Here is a 21996-nt window from a genome sequence, read left to right as displayed (position 1 = left end):
CCGTGCGGTTTTTACAATGCCGCATGCTTGCCCACCACGGCGCCTTGGGCGCTGCCTCCACCTCCTCGCCGCTGCTCGCGCACCTGAACCCCGAACAGCTCGCCGCCGTCACGCTGCCTGCGGGGCATTCGCTCATCCTGGCAGGGGCCGGCTCGGGCAAAACCCGGGTGCTGACCACGCGCATCGCCTGGCTTCTCACCAGTGGCCAGGCAGCGCCCGGCGGCATCCTGGCCGTCACCTTCACCAACAAGGCGGCCAAGGAAATGCTCACGCGCCTGTCCGCCATGCTGCCGATCAGCGTGCGCGGCATGTGGATAGGCACGTTCCACGGCTTGTGCAATCGCATGCTGCGTGCGCACCACAAGCTGGTCGGCCTGCCGCAGACGTTTCAGATTCTGGATGCGCAGGACCAGCTTTCGGCCGTTAAGCGTCTGCTCAAGCAGTTCAATGTCGATGAAGAACGCCATCCGCCCAAGCAGGTGGCCTGGTTCATCAACGGCTGCAAGGAAGAGGGCCTGCGCCCGGCTCAGGTACCTGCGCCCAATGACGAGACGCGCAAGCGCGTGGAGCTCTACGCACTGTATGAGGCGCAGTGCGCGCGTGAGGGCGTGGTGGATTTTGCCGAACTGCTGCTGCGCTCGTATGAGCTGCTGCGTGACCACGAACCGATCCGCATGCACTACCAGCACCGCTTCATGCACATCCTGGTCGATGAGTTTCAGGACACCAACCGCCTGCAATACCTCTGGCTCAAGCAGCTCGCCGGCGATGTGGTGGAGGGGCGCCTCGTGACGCACGGCAGCGTGATGGCGGTAGGCGACGACGACCAGAGCATCTATGCCTTTCGCGGCGCGCGCGTGGGCAACATGCAGGATTTCGTGCGCGAGTTCGCGGTCGGCCAGCAGATCAAGCTGGAAGAAAACTACCGCTCATATTCCAACATCCTGGATAGCGCCAACGCGCTAATTGCCCACAACAGCCGGCGCTTGGGCAAGACGCTGCGCACGGGGCAGGGGCCGGGCGAGCCGGTGCGCATTTACGAGGCCGAAAGCGATTTGATGGAGGCGCGCTGGCTGGTCGATGAGGTGCAGCAGCTGGTGCGCGAGGGCATGAGCCGCCAGCAGATTGCCGTGCTCTACCGCAGCAACGCGCAAAGCCGGGTGCTGGAGACGCAGCTGTTCAACGCCGGGGTGCCTTATCGCGTCTATGGCGGCCTGCGCTTTTTCGAGCGCGCCGAGATCAAGCACGCGCTCGCCTACCTGCGCCTGCTGGAGAACCCGCACGACGACACCAGCTTTGCCCGCGTGCTGAACTTCCCGCCGCGCGGCATAGGCGCGCGCACGCTGGAGGTGCTGCAAGACAGCGCCCGCGCCAGCGGTTGCTCGCTCTGGGATGCGGTCAGCAGCGTGCCGGGCAGCGCGGGAACCAAGCTGGGCAGCTTTGTCGCGTTGATCGATGTGCTGCGCGAGCGCAGCCAGGGGCAGAGCCTTGCCGCCATCATCACGCAGGTGATCGAGGACAGTGGCCTCAGTGCCCACTACCGGCAGGACAAGGAGGGCGAGGATCGCCTGGCCAACCTCCAGGAACTGGTGAGCGCCGCCGAGAGCTTCGTGATGCAGGAGGGCTTTGGCCGCGATGCGGTGGCGCTGCCGGTGGATGAAACCGCCGCCACGCTGACGCAAAGCCCGGTGAGCCAGGGGCTGGACCCGGATGCGCCTGTCATCGGCGATGCCATCGATGAGCCGACGGGCGAAACGCTCTCGCCGCTGGTCGCTTTCCTTACCCACGCCGCGCTGGAGGCGGGCGACAACCAGGCGCAGGCCGGGCAGGACGCGGTGCAACTGATGACGGTGCACGCCAGCAAGGGCCTGGAGTTCGACGCGGTGTTCATCTGCGGCCTGGAAGAAGGCCTGTTCCCGCACGAGAACGCAATGGCCGACCGCGATGGCCTGGAGGAGGAGCGCCGCCTGATGTATGTGGCCATCACCCGCGCGCGAAAACGCCTGTACCTGAGCCACGCGCAGGTGCGCATGCTGCATGGGCAGACGCGCTACAACGTCGCCAGCCGCTTCTTCGACGAGCTGCCCGAGCAGGCGCTCAAGCACCTCACGCCTCGGCGCAACATGTTTGGTACTTCCAATATGGGAGCTGGTAGCGCACGCCAGACAAGCGCCAAAGGCCGATTTGACCTGGATTTCGGCGCCGGCCCGCTGCCCGCGCGCAAGGAGGTGCCGGCCCACGGCATCACGCCCGGCGCCCAGGTGTTTCACGGCAAATTCGGCGAGGGCAAGGTGCTGGCGCTGGAAGGCAGCGGCGCCGATGCGCGCGCCCAGGTGGCGTTTGGCCGCCACGGCACCAAGTGGCTGGCGCTGGCGATCGCCAAGCTCACGCTCATCGACTAGAGCCGCCGCATGCGCCGCCTCTCGCCACTGGAACCGCTGGTGATGCTGGGCACCGTGGTGCAGTGGCTGATCCTGGCGATGGCCACCGGCGCGCTGGTGGGCACCGGGTGCAGCGTGTTTCTGGGCGCGTTGTTCAAGACCGAGGGCCATTTGTACGACGCACCCTGGTGGGTGATTGCCGTGCTGCTGCCGCTGGGCGGGCTCGCCAACGGCCTGCTGCTTTACTACGCTTGGGAAAAGCGTCGTGGCAGCTTGCACGACGAGCCCATCGTCGCGGTCAACGAGCAGGCCGGGCGCATGCCCTTCAGCACGCTCTGGGTCAAGCCGGTGGCGGCGCTCGTCACGCTGGGCTGCGGCGGTTCGGCAGGCAAGGAGGGGCCGTGCTCGCACATTGGCGCCAGTGTGGCGGCCGGCGTCGGGCAGGTGCTGCGGCTGAATGCCGAACTGCGCAAGCGCCTGGTGGCCTGCGGCGTGAGCGCGGGCTTTGCCAGCGTCTTCGGCACGCCGATCGCCGGCGCGATCTATGGCGTGGAGATGCTCGCGATCGGCCGCATCCGGCATGACTTTCTCTTTCCAGGCATCGTCGCGGGCGTCACCGCCTTTGTCGTGAGCCGCTGGTGGGGCGTGCCCTACCCGGAGTTCCAGATCGCCTTCGAGGCCCGCTTCACGCTGCTGCTGTTCCTCAAGACCGTGCTGGTTGGCGTGCTGTGCGGCCTGGCGGCGCTGCTCTTTGTCGAGCTGCTGCGTGCGGTGCGCGCCGCCTTTGCCTGGCTGCACAGGCGCACGGGGCTGTGGCCGCCGCTCTCGCCGGTGCTGGGCGGTGTGCTGGTCGCGGCGCTGGCACTCGTCGCGCCGGTGGATTTTCTCGGCCTGTCGCTGCCGGTGATGGACAGGGCGCTGGCGGGCGAGGCGGTGCCGACGCTGGGTTTCTTGTGGAAGGCGCTGCTGGTCGCGCTCACGCTGGGTTCGGGGTTTTACGGCGGCATCGTCACGCCGCAGTTCGTGATCGGCGCGGTAGCCGGCAGCGCGGCCGCGCCCTGGCTGGGCCTGGCACCGGCGCAGGGCGCTGCCGTGGGCATGGTGGCGGTGGTGGCGGCGGCGTCCAACACACCGGTGGCCGCGCTCATCATGGGCGTGGAGCTGTTTGGCGCCGGCTCGATCTGGTATGTGGCCGGGGCCTGCGTCGCGGCCTATCTGATGATTGGCCACCGCAGCGTCTATCCCGCGCAGCACCTGGCGTATGCCAAGTCAGCCTGGATCGTCGCCGCGCCCGACGAGCCCCTGCTGCGCTGGTGGCGCGAGGTGGTGTTGGCGCCATGGCGCGCGCGCCGCCAGCGCCGCCGCGGGCCGTGACTCTCCTTGTCAACCCCTCACCCAACGATGCCTCTTGCCTCTTTTTCGCTGCGCGTCTTCTGTCTCGCCCTGTTGTGTGGCAGCGGGCAGGTGGTGTTCATGGAGAACGCGCTCAGCGGGGCGCTGAATTTGCTGGCCTTCGCCTGGGCGGCGTGGGCCACCGGCGCTGGCTGGACGGTGCTGATCGGCGCTGTCCTCGGGCTGCTGGTGGCCACCGCATTCGCCTGGGCGGTGGCGAGGCCGGGCTCTATGGCTTCAACGGCCTGCTGGTGGGTGCGGCGGTTGCGGTGTTTGTACAGCCATCACCGTTGATGTGGCTGATGCTGGCGCTGTCAGCACTGTGTTCCGTGGTGCTGACCCTGGCATTGCAACAATGGTTGGCGCCGGCGCGCCTGGCGGTGCTGACGGCGCCGTTTGTGCTCACGGGCTGGATGGTGGTGCTGGCGGCGTACCAGTGGCCGGCGCTGCAGTTGCAGGGGCTGGCGCCGGAGGCGCTGGCCGTGCAGGCGCAAACGCCGGTAGCAACGCTGCAGGCCCACGAATGGCTGCAGGCCGCGCTGGCCGGCGTGGCGCAAATCTTTGTCGTCGACAACGCCGCCGCGGGTGCGATCTTCGTGCTCGCGCTGGCGGTGCATTCGCGCTGGTGCGCCCTGCTGGCGCTGCTGGGTTCGCTGGCGGGCGCCGCCACGGCCGTGCTGTGGGGCGCGGAGCCATCGCAGGTGTTGCACGGTCTCTGGGGTTATTCGGCAGCGCTCACCGCGCCGGCGCTGGGCTGCATCTTTCTGCGGCCGACGCCCGCTTCGCTGGTCTGGGCGCTGCTGGGCGCGGTCTGCACCACGGTGGTGCAGGGTGCGGCGTTCAGCGTGCTGGGGCCGTTGGGGGTGCCGATGTTCACCGCACCGTTCGTGCTCACCACCTGGGTGTTTCTGCTGGCGTGGCGCGGGATGCGGGCCAGCGGGCCATGAGCAGTCTCAGCCGTGCAGCGGCTTGAGCGCCCCGGCCCAGCGCAGCAGCTCATCCAGCATGGTCTTGGCCGAGGCATCGATCAGCTCGTTGGCGGCAAAAACGCCGTCCTGAATCAAGCTGCCCACCATGGGCACCGCCACGCCCTCGGGCAGCGGCATGAGCTTGAGCGTGGTGGCATGCAGCTTGGCGATCTGCACCGAGCGCAAACCGCCCGAGACGCCGCCGTAGCCGACGAAGCCGCAGGGCTTGTAGTTCCACTCCTTGTAGACGAAGTCCATCGCGTTGCTGAGCGTGGGCGGCGGCATGTAGTTGTATTCGGGCGTGACGAAGACATAGGCATCGGCCGCGGCGACGCTGCCGGCCCAGCGGCGGGTGTGTTCGTGCTGGTACTGCTGCATCCGCGGGTGCACGGGTTCGTCGTACAGCGGCAGCTGGAAATCCGCCAGGTCCACCAACTCGGCGTCAAAGCCGCCGTGCTGGCGCGCATGGTCGTTGAACCAGCGCGCGACCGACGGGCCGACGCGGCCGGGGCGGGTGCTGCAGATGATGGTGTGAAGCTTCAGGGGCATGGCAGGTCGTCCTTGCGAGGGGGAGGGATGAAAACCAGTGCCGGCAAGCCGGGCTTGCGCGGTGTGAAAGGGGCAGGTGGTTCAGGCCGCGGGCTCGGCCGCAGGAGCGCCGAAGCAGTCGCGGAAGGTGAAGACCACCGAGCTGAAGAACATCGCGGCGAGCGCGATGGCTGCGACGAGCATCAGGCTGGTGGCCGCGGCCAGCCCCAGGCCGGCTATGCTGAGCATGGTGATGACGAGGCTGACGACGATGCCCAGGGCCATGAAGACGCCCAGCCAGCCGATCTCATACAGCATGAATGCGCCGAGATTGCGCCAGCAGGCCACGATGCTGAAGAACAGTGCCTTCACCGGCGGCACCGCGTGCCAGTGCACCAGGCCGGGCGCGTGCCAGAACAGCAGCGACAGCGGCATGTAGAGCACGATCGACAGCCACATCGCGCCCTGGAACGACGCCGATTCGACCATCTCCTGCGTCGGCGCCTTGGTGCCGAGGTAGACGCTGGCGAACTCGCCGCCGTCTACCAAGGCCGAGAGCGCGATCACCAGCAGAAAGGCCGCGGCGTAGAGCAGCCCCAGCACGACCATGGCGCGCATGCGCTCGCGACCGGTGCGAAACGCCGTCAGCAGCAGCGCGGGCAGCGGGCGCTCGCCCAGGTGGGCCTGCGCGGCGCCAGCCATCATCACCAGCGTCACCGTCGGCAGCATGGCCAGTGCCAGCACGGTGCCGATCAGCGGGATCAGCGTGGCCAGCGTCATGCAGGCCATGCACAGGAAGAACAGGACGCTGAGCGCCAGCGGCTGGCGCAGGAATACGCGCACGCCCAAGCGTACCCAGAGAAAGCCCGTGCGAGGCGGGACGATATTGAGTTTCATGCGGGAAGGTGGTGAAGGCGCGAGCGACTGTAACCCAGCGGCCGGGGCCGCAGCGGTGTCAGAGGGTGAGCGGATGCATCACGCGCTCACGCAGCACGCGCTCAAAGTGCGTCGGATCATGCGGTTTGAGCATGTGCGCGTCGCGTGGCAGGTAGAAATCCCACAGCCGCGAAATCCAGAATCGCAGCGCACCGGCGCGCAGCATCGCGCGCAGCAGGCGGCGCTCCTGCGCCGTCAGCGGGCGCACGCCCTGGTAGGCGGCGAGCAAGGCGTCAAAGCGCGCCGCGTCGTGCCTGCCCGTGGGCAGAGCGACGCACCAGTCGTTGAGCGCGACCGCCAGATCGAACAGCCAGCTGTCAACCCCGGCGAAGTAGAAGTCGAAGATGCCGGTGAGCCGATCGCCCTCGAACATCACGTTGTCGCGAAACAGATCGGCGTGCACCGGCCCGCGCGGCAGCGCGGCGTACTCCGGGCTTTCGGCGATGTGGTTCTGGTAGGCCAGCTCGGCCTGCAGCAGCGCGGCGGCTGTGGCGCCAATGTGTGGCAGTACCTCGGGCACGGTGGCGTTCCACCACGCCAGGCCGCGCAGATTGGGCTGCTCGCGCTCGTAGCTGCGCGCTGCCTGGTGCATGCGCGCCAGCATCGCGCCCAGCGCGCGGCAGTGCGCTGGCGTGGGGGCAAGCTGGCTGCTGCCCGCCAGCCGCGTGGCCAGCGCTGCCGGTTTGCCGGCGACGGTGAAAAGGATTTCGCCATCCGCATCGCCTTGCGGGTCGGGTACTGGAATGCCCTGGTGCGCCAGGTGCTTCATCAGGTGCAGATAGAACGGCAGCTGCGCGTGGTTCAGGCGCTCGAACAGCGTGAGGACGTAGCGCCCCCCCGTGCTGGTGACGAAATAGTTGGTGTTCTCGATGCCGCCTTCGATGCCGCGCAACTCGGTCAGCTCGCCCAGGCGCAGGCGCCGCAGCAGCGCGCTGGCTTCGGATTCGGACACGGGGGTGAAGACGGCCATGGAGCGGGGGCGGCGCAGCCGAAGCGCAAGAAAAAGGGGGTCAGAAACGGCCCAGGTTCCAGACCCGGGTGCCGTTGTTCGGGCGTACCTCGTAGGCGGGCAGCTTGCCGCCGACCTTGGGCTGCACGGTAATCGAGCGGGTTTCCCCGCCCACGCGCAACTCGTCGATGCGGCTGCCCGCGTCTTCGACCACGATGCGCTCGATGCGCTGGCCCTTGTCGCTGTCGGCAGCTTCCTGTTGTGATAGCTGCTCACCCTTGTCTGGGGCGGGCTGGCTGGTGTTTTCTTTGGGATTTTGTGCCAGTGCTGCCGCTGTGGCCAGCGCCGACAGGGCAAGAAGAAAGAGTGCGCGCATGATGGCGCCGATTGTAGGCGGCGCCGCTGGTATCAGCGCGCGGCGGCTTCGTCATCGACGGCTTTGCGCACCGCCTGGTAGAAGGCCTCGCGGGCATCGAACGCCGGGTTGTTGGCCGCGCCGGCCTTGTCCCAGTCGGCGTTGACGGCGATGACGAGTTGGCGCGCCGGGTCGATGAAGATGCCCTGGCCAAAAATCCCGCGCGCGGCAAACGTGCCGTCGTCGTAGGTCCACCACTGGTAGCCATAGCCGCGCCCGGGCTGGTTGATATCGGCTTGCCGGGTGGTGGCAGCCTTCAGCCAGCCGTCGGGCATGATGCTCTGGCCCTTGACGCGCGCGCCCTCCAGAATGAATTGGCCCATGCGCGCGAAGTCGCGGGGCGCCGCCTGCAGGCAGCAGCCGCTGATTTCCTTGCCGCTCTTGGAGAGCAGCCAGGTGGCCTGCTGCTCCACGCCGGCGGGCTGCCAGATTTTTTCCTGCAGGTATTCGGTCAGGGGCTTGTGGATGGCAGCCATCAGCATCAGGCCGACGAGGTTGGTCTCGCCGGTGCTGTAGTTCCAGTGCGTGCCGGCGGGTGCGGCGCGCGGCAGCTTGCGCATGTAGCTCACCAGTGCATCCACGCCCAGCTCGGGCACGTGGTTGTTGAAGCGCGCGACGTCCGAGTTGGGGTCGCCATAGTCCTCGTTCCACTGCACGCCCGAGGTCATGGTCAGCAATTGCTTGACCGTGACATCGTCGTAGGCCGAGCTCTTCATGTCGGTGAGGTAGTCGCTCACCTTGTCGTCCATGCTTTTGATGAGGCCGTCCTTGAGCGCCGCTCCCACGAGGGTGGAGGTGAAGGATTTGGCGACGGAAAAACTCGTCCAGCGTCCATCCTTGTCAAAGCCCAGGCCGTAGCGCTCAAGCCGGATCTTGCCGTCTTGCAGCACGATCACCGCGGCGCTGCGCTGGCCCTGCATGAAGGCATCCAGGTCCATGCCGAGCGTGAGCGGCTTGCCTTGCGGCAGCGGCCGCGGCTGGGTGGAGGGCTGGGCGGTGTGCCACTTGGCCAGCAGCGGGATGCGGTCCATCGCCCGGAAGGCCGCGTCGCGCTGCGTCTGGCTCCAGAACAGCAGATTGCGGTTGGTCGGGAAGGTGGCGAGCAGGCCGCGGGTTTCCTTGTCCAGGCTGAACCAGCCGATGGCGCCCGCAACCAGGATGATGGCGATGAGGGACAGAAGAATGCGTTTGAGCGTTTTCATGGAATCTCCGTGGGGGCGCAATCGTAAATCCCTGCCGCCCTCACAATCGCGTACATGAGCGACACCCCTCCCACTCTGCTGCTGGTCGACGGTTCCAGCTACCTCTACCGCGCTTACCACGCGATGCCCGATCTGCGCGCGGTGCCGGGCGACCCGGCGAGCCAGCCCACGGGCGCGATCCGCGGGATGATCAATATGCTGCACGCGCTGAAAAAGGAGCATGCGGCCACCTGGGCCGCCTGCGTGTTCGATGCGCACGGCCCGACCTTTCGCGATGCGATCTACCCCGAGTACAAGGCCAATCGCTCGCCCATGCCCGACGACTTGCGTGCGCAGATAGCGCCCATCCACGAGGTGGTGCAACTGCTCGGCTGGCCGGTGCTGGCCGTGCCGGGCGTGGAGGCGGATGACGTGATCGCCACGCTGGCCACGCGCGGTGCCGAGCAGGGCATGCAGGTGGTGATCTCCAGCGGCGACAAGGACCTGAGTCAGCTCGTGAACGAGCGCGTGACCATCATCGACACCATGAACGGCAAACGCCGTGACGTGGCGGGTGTCACGGCCGAGTTTGGCGTGCCGCCCGCGTTGATGATCGACTTTCAGACCCTGGTGGGCGATGCGGTGGACAACGTGCCGGGCGTCACCAAGGTCGGTCCCAAGACCGCCGCCAAGTGGCTGCTCGAATACGGCTCGCTGGACGCGCTGGTGGCGCGCGCGGGCGAGGTCAAGGGCGCGGCGGGGGAGAACCTGCGCGCGGCGCTCGCCTGGCTGCCCACCGGACGCCAGCTCGTGACGATGCGCACCGATTGCGATCTGAGCGCCGAGATACCCAGTCTGCCCGCTTTCGATTCGATAGCTGTCCGCGCTGAACAGACGGGCGATTTGGCCCATTTTTATTCAAAATTCGGCTTCAAGAGCCTGATGCGTCAGGTGCAGCAGGAGGCCAGCACCAGCACGCCGCTACCGGAGGCCGATCTGTTGGCCGACGCGCAGGCTACCCACACGGCGGTGCAGGCGCAGCGCCGCGAGGTCGATTACGACGTGGTGCTGACCTGGGAAGAGCTCGATGCCTGGATCGCGAAATTGATGGCCGCGCCGCTGGCCGCGCTCGATACCGAGACCACCTCGCTCGATGAGCAGCAGGCACGCATCGTCGGCATCAGCTTCAGCGTCGAGCCCGGCAGCGCCGCCTACGTGCCGCTGGCGCACGAGGGGCTGGAGGTGCCGACCCAATTGCCGTTGGCTGAGGTGCTTGCGCGCCTCAAGCCCTGGCTGGAGAGCGCTGCGCACGCCAAGCTCGGCCAGCACATCAAGTACGACCGGCACGTGCTGGCCAACCACGGCATCACGGTGCGGGGCTACGCGCACGACACCATGCTACAAAGCTATGTGCTGGAAGTGACCAAGCCGCACAACCTCACGAGTCTGGCCGAGCGCCACGTTGGGCGCACGGGCATCAGCTATGAAGACCTGTGCGGCAAGGGTGCCAAACAGATTCCGTTTGCGCAGGTGCCGGTGGACAAGGCGGCGGCGTATTCGTGCGAGGACTCGGACCAGACGCTGGATGTGCACCGCGTGCTCTGGCCGCAAATCCAGAAAAGCGACAAGCTGCGCGCGATCTACGAGCTCGAGATCGCCAGCAGCGAGACGCTGTTTCGCATCGAGAGAAACGGCGTGCTGATCGACGCGAAAAAGCTCGCGGCTCAAAGCCATGCGCTCGGCCTGCGCATCACCGAGCTGGAGCAGGAGGCCTACGCGCTCGCGGGCCAACCCTTCAACCTCGGCAGCCCCAAGCAGCTTGGCGAAATCTTCTTCGACAAGCTCGGCATGCCGGTCATCAAGAAAACCGCCACCGGCGCGCGCTCGACCGATGAGGAAGTGCTGGAAAAACTCGCCGAAGACTGGCCGCTGCCCGCCAAGCTGCTGGAGCACCGGAGCCTGGCCAAGCTCAAGAGTACCTATACCGACAAGCTGCCGACGCTGATCAACCCGGCGACCGGGCGCGTGCACACGCACTATGCGCAGGCGGTGGCCGTCACCGGGCGCCTGGCCAGCAACGACCCGAATCTGCAAAACATCCCCGTGCGCACCGCCGAGGGCAGGCGCATCCGCGAGGCCTTCATCGCCCCGCCCGGGCGCGTGATCGCCAGTTGCGACTACAGCCAGATCGAGCTGCGCATCATGGCGCACCTCAGCGGCGACGCGGCGCTGCTCAAGGCGTTTCACGATGGCGTGGACGTGCACCGCGCCACCGCCGCGGAAGTCTTCGGCGTCGCGGTCGATCAGGTGACGAGTGAGCAGCGGCGCTACGCCAAGGTGATCAACTTCGGCCTGATCTACGGCATGAGCAGCTATGGTCTGGCGAAGAACCTGGGCATAGAGGCACAGGCGGCAAAGAACTACATCGAACGCTACTTCGAGCGCTACCCCGGCGTGCGCCGCTACATGGATGAAACCGTGGCGCTCGCACACCGCCAGGGCTATGTCGAGACGGTGTTCGGCAGGCGCTTGGTTCTGCCCGAGATCAATGGCGGCAGCGGCCCGCGCAAGAAGGCGGCCGAGCGCGCCGCGATCAACGCGCCGATGCAGGGCACGGCGGCCGATCTGATCAAGAAGGCGATGGTGGCGGTGCAGGCACGGCTGGACGCCGAAAAGCCCGAGGTGCTGATGATCTTGCAGGTGCACGACGAACTGGTCTTCGAGCTGCCCGAGGCCGATGCCGACTGGGTGCGCCAGGAGGTGCCGGCCATCATGGCGGGCGTGGCCGAGCTGGCGGTGCCCTTGACAGCCGAAGTCGGCGTGGGGGCGAACTGGGAAGAGGCGCATTGACGCGGCACATGTGCCGATGCCTGGCAAACAACGGCCGGCAAGGGCAAAATATTTGGCTGGAGTGGCGATAGCCGGGTTTTCGCCCGCAGGATGCGCTCCATCATCAAACAACCAACAGAGGTGAATCATGAACATGCTGCGTACGGTTTCGATCGCGATTTTTTCGGTGGCCACGCTGGCTTTCGTTGCCGGTTGCTCGGTGGCGCGCAACCAGGAAACCGTCGGTCAATACGTGGACGGCAGCGCCGTCACCGCGCAGGTCAAGGCCAAGCTGGCCGAGGACAAGCGTACCTCGGCGCTCAATATCAACGTCAAAACGATAGATGCGGGGGTGGTGCAGCTTTCCGGTTTTGCCAAGTCACAGCAGGAAAAGGATGTGGCCACCCAGATCGCACGCAGCGTCAAGGGCGTGAGCTCGGTGCACAACAACCTGATCGTCAAGCCCTGATCTGTTTTTTGTATGTCTCGAAGGGCTGTTTCCCCCTCTCCACTTGGGGGGGCTGGGGAGGGGGCCTGCAGCGCCTGCAGGTTCACGCTGTTCGCGTGCGGGCCCCCATCCCGGCCTTCCCCCAAAGGGGGAAGGAGTCCGCAATATGCGCTTGATTGGGAGCTCTTGTGCGGAGCACGGGGGTTGCAATGTGCTGCATTGAGCGGAAATATTGAACTCAAAATCCCAAATTACTCGGTCGGGCGTGAGGTTTGCCAGCTTCACGCCCGCCGTACGCATGGGCCTGTCCATTGCCGTGGCCACGGGCTTGTACGGCATTTCGTTTGGCGCGCTGGCGGTGGCGGCGGGTCTCACGACGTGGCAGGCGATGGCGCTCAGCCTCTTGATGTTCACCGGTGGCTCGCAGTTCGCCTTCATCGGCGTGGTGGCGGGCGGCGGCAGCGCCGCGGCGGCCGTGGGCGCGGCCAGCCTGCTGGGCGTGCGCAACGCCGTCTATGGCGTGCAAATGAACCATCTGTTTGCGCCACGCGGCGCGCGCAAGTGGCTGATGGCGCAGATCACGATCGATGAATCGGCGGCGACGACTTTGAGCCAGGACGAACCGGCTGAGCAGCGACGGGGCTTCTGGACGGCGGGCTTGGGCGTGTTCGTGCTATGGAATCTGTTTACCCTGGCGGGCGCGCTGCTGGGTGATGCGCTGGGCGACGCACGCACCTGGGGGCTGGATGGTGCGGCGGTGGCGGCCTTTCTCGGGTTGCTGTGGCCGCGCCTGAAGGGGCGTGAGCCGGTGGCGCTGGCACTGGTTGCCGGGCTGGTCACGGCGGCGGCCATCCCCTGGGTGGCGCCGGGCATCCCGATCTTGCTGGCGGCTGCCGCAGGCGCGATCTGGGGCTGGTGGGGGCATGCACGATGACGCTGTGGCAGGCGGTGCTTGTGGCAGGGCTGATTGCCTTCGTGACCAAACTCGCAGGCTATGCGGTGCCCGCGCGCTGGCTGCAAAACCCGCGCATGCACCGCGTGGCGGGTGCGCTCACGGTGGCGCTGCTGGCCTCGCTCACGGTGATGAATACCTTTGCAGCAGGCACGGCACTCAGTGTGGATGCCCGCCTTGCGGCCCTGGCGGCGGCAGCGCTGGCACTTTGGGCGCGCGCGCCCTTTCTGCTGGTAGTGCTGTTGGGCGCAGTGGTTTCTGCGCTGGTGCGCTGGGGGATGTAGCCCGGTGCCGGAGCGATCAGTCCGCGTTTGTGCAACACTGCGCGGCTCAAGGGGCTGCTGTTGTTGTGGCCTGCTCTCATTCCTTTGATCCCGGGGAAATTTCCATGTTGCACGAAGATCTGCGCAGCGATGCCGCTGCGTTGCTGCCCGGTACCGGCGCGGCATCCCGCCGCAAGGCACTGGGTCTGATGCTGGGTGCCGGCTATGCCGCGGCCGCCCTGCCGGTGATGGCACAGACTGCCATAGAAACCCCTTCCGATGGGCTGGAGGTAGGCGAGGTCAGCTACCCGTCGGGTAATTTCCAGGTACACGCCTACCGCGCCGCGCCCAAGGGCAAGACGAATCTGCCGGTGATCCTGGTGGTTTCGGAGATTTTTGGCGTGCACGAATACATCGCCGATGTCTGCCGTCGCCTGGCACATGCGGGGTATTTCGCGATCGCGCCCGACCTCTTTGAACGCCAGGGCGATCCCATGTCCTACGGCGAGATGGCCAAGCTGATGAGCGAGGTGATCGCCAAAGTGCCGGATGCGCAAGTCATGGGCGACCTGGATGCCACCGTGGCCTGGGCGGGCGCCCATGGCGGCGACGCAAAGAAGGTCGGAATCACCGGCTTTTGCTGGGGCGGGCGCATCACCTGGCTCTATGCGGCGCATGCATCGGTCAAGGCAGGCGTTGCCTGGTACGGTCGTCTGGTGGGGCAGGACAACCCTCTGCAACCCAAGCAGGCGCTGGAATTGGCGGGCCAGGTCAAGGCGCCGGTGCTGGGGCTGTATGGCGGCAAGGACGAGGGCATTCCCGTGGCGACCATCGAGCAGATGAAGGCAGCCCTGGCCAAGGCGGGTGCGCCGGCCAACGAGGCACAATTCGTGGTTTATCCTGATGCTCCCCACGCCTTTCACGCTGACTACCGCGCCAGCTACCGCAAGGATGCGGCAGAAGATGGCTGGAAGCGGGCGCTGGCCTGGTTCAAGCAGCACGGGCTCAATTGAGTATCAAAATAAGGTGCTTTGGCATACAGCACAAGCGCAAGCAGCAATGTTATTGATAGCAATCATCGGCGCCACCTTGGCTGCCGGTATCGGCAGCGTGTGGCTGGCAGCCATGCTGCTGCTTCTGGGCATGGATGGACGCTGGCGCATTGGTCCGCAGCACCTGCTGAGCCTGGCGGCGGGTGCGCTGCTTTCCACCGCGTTCATGGCGGTGCTGCCCGAGGCGTTTGAAGACCATGCTGCGCAGCCGCTGTTTGCCACGCTGCTGCTCGGCCTGGTGCTGTTTTTCATTCTGGAGAAGGCCGAGCTCTGGCACCACGGCCATGAGCATGGGGCGCATGGCGATGCGCCGCATGACCATGGACACGACCATGACCATGACCATGACCATGACTGGGCACTGATTGCGGGCGACAGCCTGCATTGCTTTGGCGACGGCGTGATGATCGCCTCGACTTTCGTTGCCGACTGGCGTCTGGGGCTGGTGGCGGCGCTCTCGGTGCTGGCGCATGAGGTGCCGCACCATGTGGGCGACCTTGTCGTGCTGCGCCAGGGCAAGCGCCGCGCGGCCTTGCTCAAGGTCTCGCTGGCCGGCGCGGTTACGACCCTGGGCGGCGTGGCGGGCTACTACATCGTCGGCCGCTGGGAGGCCGCCTTGCCGTATTTCCTGGTCATTGCCGCCAGCAGTTTCATCTATGTCGCGCTGGCCGATCTGATCCCGCAGCTGCAGCGGCGCATGTCGGCGGCACAGGCCGTGGTGCAGATCCTCTGGTTGCTGGGCGGCATGGGTGCGGTGATGCTGGTAAGGAGCCTGGCGCACCATGCGCATTGACGCCTGTGGACAGGACATCCGCACAGTGCATCGCAGTACCAGTCAGTCTCGCCCCGCGGCATCAATGGCGGCTGCAAGCCGGTCAGGGTGTGTGAACATCACCTCATGGCTGCCAGCCAGCTGCACCAGCCGGTACAGCCCCAGCCGGCTGGACATGCGCGGGTGCCAGCCCCATTCCGGTCCCTGGGGCAGGGCCGTATCTTCCGTGCATGAGATATAGCTGCGCGGAATCTGCAGCGTGGCAAATCGCTTCAGATCGAGCTTGTCCACGAAAGGTTGGTAAGGCTCGGATGAAAACAAGGCATAGGTGCGCTGGGCGGTCTCCAGGTCTGCGTCATTGATGAAGGCCTCGCGCCAGATGGGAAAGGGCAAGGTGACGCTGTTGTCACCGCTGGCACGGGCCAGATCGCCAAACAGCGCCCGGTAATGCGGCGGCACATTGTCCAGCAGTGATTCGCCATCCTGGAGCACGAAGGCATTCCAGTAGATCAAGCGGCGCAGCCGCTCGGGCACCGCCTCGGCCACCTTGGAAACAATCGTGCCGCCATAGCTGTGACCCAGAAGCACGGCATCCCTGAGGTCGTTCTGCACGATGTAATCCACGATCGACTGTGTGCACTGCGCATGGTTCACGCTTTTGTCCGCGCCGTGCCCATGTCCCGCTACGGTCGGGGTATGCACCTCGTGGCCGACGTTGCGCAGCAGCGCCGCGACAGGCCCCCAGAGTTCGCCCGTGTGCCAGCTCCCGTGAACCAGTATGTACCGCATGAAATGCTCTTTTCGTGTTGAAAGCACCGATGGTAGGAACAGCATCGGGCGCTGACTATCGGAAGTACGTCGCCCTATCCGCGAAAACGCAGCCTCGGGATCAGGTTTTTCCCTATTGACGGGGTCCAGCCTCGAACGACCATTCGAGTACTGCTTCGCGCTGCCCCATGTCCTCGATCTCCCCATCACTCCTGATTCACGGTATCGACTGGGAGCGCGCTCGGGTTTTCGAGACCCATGACGTGGACGAGGCGCGCGAACTGTGTGGTCGGGTATTGAGTTCCCACCAGCTACATATCGCGCGCCCCCGGCAGCAACTGCGCGCCAGCATGGACAGCCTGCCTTTTGGTTCCATGTCCCTCAGTCGTCTCGCCTATGGAGCGGCAGTGGATGTGGATCCGCAGCGCTTGGGCAACTACTACGTGTTCAGTGTCTGCCTCAGCGGCTCCGCCTCGTTTGAAGTCGGACGTGAGCGTGTGGACGTCACGAAAAATCACGCTGGACTGGTCAGTGCCGCACCGCGGTTCAGATTTTCTGCCTCCTCGGATTTCGAGCAGCTGACTTTGCGACTGCAGCGCTCAGCCATCGACGCGGCCTGGCTGGCGTTGAGTGGGCGCCCAGCCACGATCCCGATCGATTTTGCCGGCTCCATGGCGCTGGATACACCCGCGTGGAGCGCACTGGCCCCCTTGTTGCACACCGTGGCTGCAGGACTGCGCGGAGAGTGCGATGACATGGCGCTCAGACACCTGCACGTCTGCCTGGAGGAGCAGGTATGCACAACGCTGCTATTGCTCCATCCTCACAATCAGGCGGGAAAGGCGGTTGCAGATGCGCAGCCGGATTTGCTGCTGCAGCGACGCGCTGAGGAGTGGATGCTGGAGCGTATCGACCAGCCGATCACCGTGGCCGGCGTGGCCCGTTCGTGCGGTGTGGCCGTCCGTACGTTGCAGGCGAGTTTCCAGCGTACGCGTGGCATGGGGCCGATGCAATGGCTGCGCCGCCAGCGCCTGGACGCGGTGCGCACAAGCCTGATGACCAGTACGGCGCTGCGCCCGTCGATCGCGCAGACGGCGATGCAATACGGCTGGACCCATCTCGGGGAGTTTTCCCGGGCTTACCGGTCGGCGTTTGACCAATCCCCTCGCGAAACGGTAGCCAAACGTCGCTGAGCACGCCCCAGCCAGTGGCCAGCTTCCGAGGAAACTTCGATCGTCGGGAGCAGGATTTGCAATTCGGCAAGAGGGTCTGACGCACCTACTGTGTCAGCACTTCAGGGTGCAATTTTTCATACGCTGCCGCCAAGCCGGGGTCGAGTTGGCGCACCTTCTCGTGGCTGATGCGGCCGGTGCGTGTCATGTAGTCGTAGGCGAATTCGATGGCGTTCTTGGCCGGCACGAGCGCGTCCATTTCCTCGTACCAGCGCATGCTGCGGTTGGCTGCGTCCCAGATCTTCTTCATCGTCGGCATGCGCAACTCGTGAAAGCGCTCGAGCGCCGCTGGCACGTCGTCGCCGGTTTCCTTGAAGGCGTTGCACAGCGCCACGGCGTCAAGCATGGCCATGCGCGTGCCTGAACCGATGGAAAAATGCGCGGGCCGCAGCGCGTCGCCCATCAGCACCACGTTGTCGAAGTGCCAGCGCTCGTTCCAGATCACCGGGAAATTGCGCCAGTAGGAGTTGTTCGAGACGATGGGGTGCTCATCGAGCTCCTGCGCGAAGATTTTTTCGCAGTAGCGCATGGCTTCATCGTTGCTCATGCGGTCGAACCCGGTGCGCTTCCAGGTTGCGTCGGTGACTTCGATCAGGAAGGTGCTCATCGACGGCGTATAGCGGTAGTGGTGGGCACAGAACACGCCTGTGTCGCTGTCGTGAAAGCTCAGGCTCAGCGTGTCGAATGGCTTGGTTGAGCCGCACCACATGAACTTGTTGGGCCGCAGGTCGGTGGTGGTGCCGAATTTGCCGCGGTTTTCCTCACGCACCCAGGAGGCGGCGCCGTTGGCCGCCAGTATCAGGTCGGCCCCCGCAAGCTGCGAGAGTACGGTGATTTCGGTATCGAACCGGATGGTCACGCCCAGACTTTCGACGTGGCGGTACAGCAGCGAGAGCATCTCCAGGCGCCCGATGGCGGCGTAGCCATTGCCGGCGATCGGCACGCTGGTGCCGTTGTGGTTGATCGTCAGGTCGCTCCAGCTTTCCATGTGCGGGCGCAGGTACTCGAACAGTTCCTTGTCGTCGATGCGCAGAAAGTCCAGCGCCTGGTCGGAAAACACCACGCCGAAGCCCCAGGTGGCGTTGCGCGGGCCGCGCTCGTGGATGGTGATGTCATGGCGCGGGTCAAGCCGCTTCATGAGCGAGGCGAAGTGCAGGCCGGCCGGGCCGGCGCCGATGATGTCAATCTTCATGGTGTCTCCTTCGGGATCAACGCGTCGCGGCTTCCTGCGCCAGGCGGTCGGTGATGATCTGGCGCAGCTCGCGCTTGAGTACCTTGCCTACGGGGCTGGTGGGCAGGCTGTCCACAATTTCCAGCCGCTCGGGGATGTTGAACGAGGCCACCTTGATGCGCTTCATGTAGGCGAGCATCTCGCCAAAGCTGAACTGCTGGCCGGCCTTGAGCACGACGAAGGCACAGGCCTTTTCGCCAAACTCCTTGTCGGGCATGGCCACCAGGCTGGCTGTCTGCACTGCGGGGTGCTGCACCAGGATGTTCTCGATGTCTTCGCAGTCGATCTTCTCGCCGCCGCGGTTGATCACATCCTTTTTGCGCCCCTCGACGTAGAGCGTGCGCCCCTGCTTGCGCACCACATCGCCCATCTTGTAGAAACCATCGGGCGTGAAGGCTCTGGCGTTGACCTCGGGTGCGTTGTAGTAGCCGCAGATGGTGTAGGGGCCGCGCGTGACGAGCTCGCCGGCTGTACCGTCAGGTACTTCGTTGCCGTCTTCGTCGATGATCCTTATCTCGTCGAATTCGCTCACCGGTTCGCCCGAGCTGTTCAAAAGCAGGTCTTCGCTGGCGTCGAGCGCTGTCATGTTGATCAGGCCTTCGGCGGTGCCGTAGACCTCCTGCGGCGTGACGTGCAGCTCCTGCATCATGCGCCGGCGAAATTCCGGCGGCATGCGCGTGCCGCCGTTTTGCACCACCTTGAGCGAGGACAGGTCGTACTGGCCGATGCTGGTGTCGTCGAGCCAGCGCGCCACGAGCGGGCGTACCGAAGCGACGACGGTGACGCCTTCCCTTTGCACCGTCGAGAAGATGTCGGTGGTTTCGGTCGACGGACACAGTGCGACGGTGCCGCCGTAATAAAACGTCGCCAGGATACCGGGCGAGCACAGGTTGTAGTTGTGCGCCAGCGGCAGGATGGGCATGAACACCGTCTCGGCGTTGAATTGCGTCGCCGCGCCGCACAGACGAGCGTTGAGCACGTAGTCCTGATGGGTGCGCGGGATGAGCTTGGGCAGGGACGTGGTGCCGCCGCTGAGCAGGATGGTGCCGACTTCCTCGGGGGTGATGTGCAGCGCAGCCAGGCGTGCGCTGCGGTCGTTGATCGCTGTGCCCTCGGCCATCAATTGCGCGTGGCTGAGCTGCCCGCTGCCGGCTTCGCCAACGATGACGACGGTTTTGAGATGCGCGAATTCCTGTTTCAGCTGCTCGCCCAGTGCGCGGTAGTCAAAGCCGCGGATGGCATCGGGTGCGATATAGGTCGTGGCCTGCGATGCGCGCGTGAAGTGGCGGATTTCCGTCTCGCGGTGGGCGCGCAGCGCCATCACCGGGATGGCTCCGATGCGCACCAGCGCCAGGTAGTAGAGGACGAATTCGATGGTGTTGGGCAGGTGCAGCACCACGCGATCAAGAGGCTTGAGGCCATGCTCCAGCAGCGCCACGCCCAGCACCGCCGTCTGCTCGTCCAGATCGCGGTAGCTCAGGCGCGTGTCACCGGCGACGACAGCTGTTTTGGCTGGAGATCTCGCGATGGTCGCGGCCATCATGTCCCAGAGTGTCTGCCCGCTCCACAAACCGGCATCGCGAAAGCGTTGCGCCTGATCCTGCGGCCAGAAGGTGCATCCCTGCAGCATCGTGTGTCTCCTAGTGTGCGGGTGGATTCAGGCCGCTGCCGGCCCGATGGTGAGCAGGATTTCTCCCACGCCGTCGATGTGGCCATGCAACTGGTCGCCACTGACCACCGGCCCCACGCCCTCGGGTGTGCCGGTGTAGATGAGATCGCCGGGCTGCAGGTGGTAGAAGAGCGAGAGGTCGGCGATGATCTCGCGGATGTTCCAGATCAGCTTGCTCACGTCTGAATGCTGTTTCACCTGACCATTGACGCTGAGCGCAATGGCACCGGACTCCATCACCTTGCCCGGCATGGGGACGATCTCGCTGCAGACGGAGGAATGCTCCACGTCCTTGCCCAGGTCCCAGGGGCGACCCTTGTCGCGCGCCGCCAGCTGGAGGTCGCGGCGCGTCATGTCCAGGCCGCAGGCATAGCCGTAGATGTGCTCGTGCGTCTGCTCGGCGGGGATGCGAAAGCCGGCTTTGCCTACGGCCAGTACCAATTCCATCTCGAACTGGTAGTTTTTCGTTTCGCTCGGGTAGGGTGTGGTGCTGCCCGAGGCGGTGAGCGTGAGCGGTGACTTGGTGAAGTAAAACGGTCGCTCGACGCTCTTGTCCACCGGCTTGCCCATTTCGGCGGCGTGGGCGTGGTAGTTGCGGCCGACGAAGAACAGGCGCCTGACGGGCAGACGCTGCGCGCTGCCGCGTACCGCAACGCAAGGGGTGGGTGCAGGGGTCCAGAGGTAGGTATCTTGAGTCATGGTCGGGTGGGTGGCAAGAGGTCAGGGATTGCCCGCGCGGTGTGCGTGCAAGGCTTCGAAGATCGGGGTGTCGCTGAAGCGAAACAGGTCGAGTTGTGGCGCATCCTTGTTGCACCCGGCCGTGAAGGTCCGCCAGGAGGGCACGACGAACATGTCGCCGCGCTCGACCTGCCAACGCTCCTTGCCCACCTGCACGCTGCCCTGGCCGTCGAACACCTGGTAAACCGAGGAGCCGACCTCGCGGCGCGGCTGGGTGGTCGTGCCGCTTGCCAGGCGGTGCATTTCGCAGCGGATGGTGGGCATCACGTCGCACCCGTTGGTCGGGTTGCTGTAGCGCACCGCGGCGTGGCCCGGGCTGAGCGTCACGGCGTGACCTTCGGCCTCGAGCTTGAGTTGCTCGGTGAGGGCACGGTCGGTGTCCACCCAGCGGTAGGCGAGCAGTGGCGAAGTGGCGCTGTCCTGCATTTGCGAGACCGGCCGCAGACCGGGATGGGCCCACAGGCGCTCGGAGCGCGAGAACGCGGGCGTGCCCATCTCGGCCTTGGAGAGGGACTCGCGTCCGAGCTCGAAAAACTGCGATTCGGTGTAGTAGGAAAACGGGATGTCCAGGCCGTCGATCCAGGCCATGGGCGCGGTGGCGGCGTTGTGGTGCGCGTGCCAGTTCCAGCCGCCTTGCGGCAGAAAGTCGCCGCGCGACATGCGGATTGCGTCGCCGTTGACCACGGTCCAGACGCCTTCACCTTCGACGACGAAGCGAAAGGCGTGCTGCGTGTGGCGATGCTCGGGGGCGTTCTCGCCCGGCATCAGATACTGGATCGCTGCCCAGAGCGTGGGCGTGGCGTAGGGCCGGCCGCCCAGGCCCGGGTTGGCCAGCGCGATGGCGCGGCGCTCACCGCCACGACCCACGGGCACCAGGTGACCCGAACGCTCGGCGAGCTCGACCAGCCGCTTCCAGCGCCACAGATGTGCGCTGGCCTTGCTCTGCGGGTGTGCCGGCATCAGGTCTCCGATTTGCGTCCACAGCGGTACCAGCAATTCATCCTTCATGCCCTGATAGAGCGCATCGAGCGCAGGTGAGGAGTCTGGCTGGTTTTGCGCAGCGACGTTTTTCCAATCGCTGGACCCGGGTTGCAGGGTGTTCATGAAGCTTTCCTTTGCGCTGTCAGGTGAGCACGTTGGGTAGATCGTAAATCAAAAGTAAACTGATTACAAGTACACTGACGATAAAACGGATTTTCCCTGCATGCATTCAATCCCTTGACGGTGTGGCCTGACTGGGTTCGCGCGCCTTCACCGCAACCGGAGATGCGCCGACTATCATCAAGCCCGTT

The 21996-nt window shown here is 65.5% G+C and carries 19 protein-coding genes and 1 pseudogene; 10 read left to right on the top strand and 10 right to left on the bottom strand.

The window, feature by feature from the left end:
• Positions 1-23: 23 nt before the first annotated feature.
• The 3 genes and pseudogenes from ABS45_RS06305 (at position 24) to ABS45_RS06295 (ending at position 4720) form a co-directional block, all read left to right on the top strand.
• A complete protein-coding gene (locus ABS45_RS06305; protein WP_291554205.1) occupies positions 24-2402 on the top strand; it encodes a UvrD-helicase domain-containing protein in 2379 nt (792 codons plus the stop codon).
• A gap of 9 nt (positions 2403-2411) precedes the next feature.
• Complete coding sequence (locus ABS45_RS06300) at positions 2412-3755, top strand: chloride channel protein (RefSeq protein WP_291554203.1); 1344 nt, start codon at positions 2412-2414, stop codon at positions 3753-3755.
• A 27-nt stretch (positions 3756-3782) separates the two neighbouring features.
• Positions 3783-4720 (top strand): annotated as a pseudogene (locus tag ABS45_RS06295) (urea transporter).
• A gap of 6 nt (positions 4721-4726) precedes the next feature.
• On the opposite strand, the gene ABS45_RS06290 reads toward ABS45_RS06295, so the two are convergent.
• From ABS45_RS06290 to ABS45_RS06270, 5 genes are all read right to left on the bottom strand, one after another.
• Positions 4727-5290 (bottom strand): NAD(P)H-dependent oxidoreductase, encoded by a 564-nt coding sequence (locus ABS45_RS06290; protein ID WP_291554199.1) that lies wholly within the window; start codon positions 5288-5290, stop codon positions 4727-4729.
• 81 nt (positions 5291-5371) lie between these two features.
• Positions 5372-6166: a BPSS1780 family membrane protein gene (locus tag ABS45_RS06285; protein WP_291554197.1), complete on the bottom strand. Its 795-nt coding sequence runs from the start codon at positions 6164-6166 to the stop codon at positions 5372-5374.
• Between the two features lie 58 nt (positions 6167-6224).
• The gene (locus tag ABS45_RS06280) at positions 6225-7175 is read right to left on the bottom strand and encodes a homoserine kinase (RefSeq protein ID WP_291554195.1); all 951 of its coding nucleotides are present in this window, start codon (positions 7173-7175) and stop codon (positions 6225-6227) included.
• A gap of 40 nt (positions 7176-7215) precedes the next feature.
• Entirely contained in the window at positions 7216-7530 is a 315-nt protein-coding gene (locus tag ABS45_RS06275; protein ID WP_291554193.1) for a hypothetical protein, read from the bottom strand.
• 32 nt (positions 7531-7562) lie between these two features.
• Positions 7563-8771 carry a serine hydrolase gene (locus ABS45_RS06270; RefSeq protein ID WP_291554191.1) on the bottom strand — a complete coding sequence of 403 codons (1209 nt, stop codon included), beginning with the start codon at positions 8769-8771 and terminating at the stop codon, positions 7563-7565.
• Between the two features lie 54 nt (positions 8772-8825).
• On the opposite strand from ABS45_RS06270, the gene polA reads away from it, so the two are divergent.
• The 6 genes from polA to ABS45_RS06240 all read left to right on the top strand — a co-directional run bounded on the left by polA (position 8826) and on the right by ABS45_RS06240 (position 15087).
• Positions 8826-11600, top strand: a complete 2775-nt coding sequence (gene polA, locus ABS45_RS06265) for a DNA polymerase I (protein WP_291554189.1) — start codon at positions 8826-8828, stop codon at positions 11598-11600.
• A 127-nt stretch (positions 11601-11727) separates the two neighbouring features.
• Positions 11728-12048, top strand: coding sequence for a BON domain-containing protein (locus tag ABS45_RS06260; RefSeq protein ID WP_291554187.1), 321 nt, complete (start codon positions 11728-11730; stop codon positions 12046-12048).
• A gap of 244 nt (positions 12049-12292) precedes the next feature.
• Positions 12293-12961, top strand: a complete 669-nt coding sequence (locus ABS45_RS06255; protein WP_291554185.1) for an AzlC family ABC transporter permease — start codon at positions 12293-12295, stop codon at positions 12959-12961.
• The gene (locus ABS45_RS06250) at positions 12958-13263 is read left to right on the top strand and encodes an AzlD domain-containing protein (RefSeq protein WP_291554183.1); all 306 of its coding nucleotides are present in this window, start codon (positions 12958-12960) and stop codon (positions 13261-13263) included. The genes ABS45_RS06255 and ABS45_RS06250 overlap by 4 nt, the downstream gene beginning before the upstream one ends.
• 104 nt (positions 13264-13367) lie before the next feature.
• Positions 13368-14255: a dienelactone hydrolase family protein gene (locus ABS45_RS06245; protein ID WP_291554181.1), complete on the top strand. Its 888-nt coding sequence runs from the start codon at positions 13368-13370 to the stop codon at positions 14253-14255.
• Between the two features lie 46 nt (positions 14256-14301).
• A complete protein-coding gene (locus tag ABS45_RS06240; protein ID WP_291554179.1) occupies positions 14302-15087 on the top strand; it encodes a ZIP family metal transporter in 786 nt (261 codons plus the stop codon).
• 42 nt (positions 15088-15129) lie between these two features.
• On the opposite strand, the gene ABS45_RS06235 is transcribed toward ABS45_RS06240, so the two are convergent.
• Positions 15130-15855 (bottom strand): alpha/beta hydrolase, encoded by a 726-nt coding sequence (locus ABS45_RS06235; RefSeq protein WP_291554177.1) that lies wholly within the window; start codon positions 15853-15855, stop codon positions 15130-15132.
• Positions 15856-16022: 167 nt separating this feature from the next.
• Here ABS45_RS06235 and ABS45_RS06230 point away from each other — a divergent pair, with 167 nt between their 5' ends.
• Complete coding sequence (locus ABS45_RS06230) at positions 16023-17027, top strand: AraC family transcriptional regulator (RefSeq protein ID WP_291554174.1); 1005 nt, start codon at positions 16023-16025, stop codon at positions 17025-17027.
• A gap of 85 nt (positions 17028-17112) precedes the next feature.
• Here ABS45_RS06230 and ABS45_RS06225 read toward each other — a convergent pair whose 3' ends face one another.
• Genes ABS45_RS06225 through ABS45_RS06210 form a run of 4 tightly spaced genes read right to left on the bottom strand, consistent with a single transcriptional unit; the run spans position 17113 to position 21808 of the window.
• On the bottom strand, positions 17113-18258 hold the full coding sequence (locus tag ABS45_RS06225; protein ID WP_291554172.1) for an FAD-dependent monooxygenase: 1146 nt from the start codon (positions 18256-18258) through the stop codon (positions 17113-17115).
• Between the two features lie 16 nt (positions 18259-18274).
• Positions 18275-19927 carry an AMP-binding protein gene (locus ABS45_RS06220; RefSeq protein ID WP_291554170.1) on the bottom strand — a complete coding sequence of 551 codons (1653 nt, stop codon included), beginning with the start codon at positions 19925-19927 and terminating at the stop codon, positions 18275-18277.
• A gap of 27 nt (positions 19928-19954) precedes the next feature.
• On the bottom strand, positions 19955-20665 hold the full coding sequence (locus tag ABS45_RS06215; protein WP_291554167.1) for a fumarylacetoacetate hydrolase family protein: 711 nt from the start codon (positions 20663-20665) through the stop codon (positions 19955-19957).
• A gap of 21 nt (positions 20666-20686) precedes the next feature.
• Positions 20687-21808, bottom strand: a complete 1122-nt coding sequence (locus tag ABS45_RS06210) for a cupin domain-containing protein (RefSeq protein WP_291554166.1) — start codon at positions 21806-21808, stop codon at positions 20687-20689.
• Positions 21809-21996 lie beyond the last annotated feature (188 nt).

It is taken from the genome of Comamonas sp. SCN 65-56 (assembly GCF_001724135.1).
Lineage (GTDB): Bacteria > Pseudomonadota > Gammaproteobacteria > Burkholderiales > Burkholderiaceae_C > Comamonas_C.
Note: the sequence above shows the minus strand (reverse complement) of the source record. Positions and strands in the feature narration are given on the sequence as shown.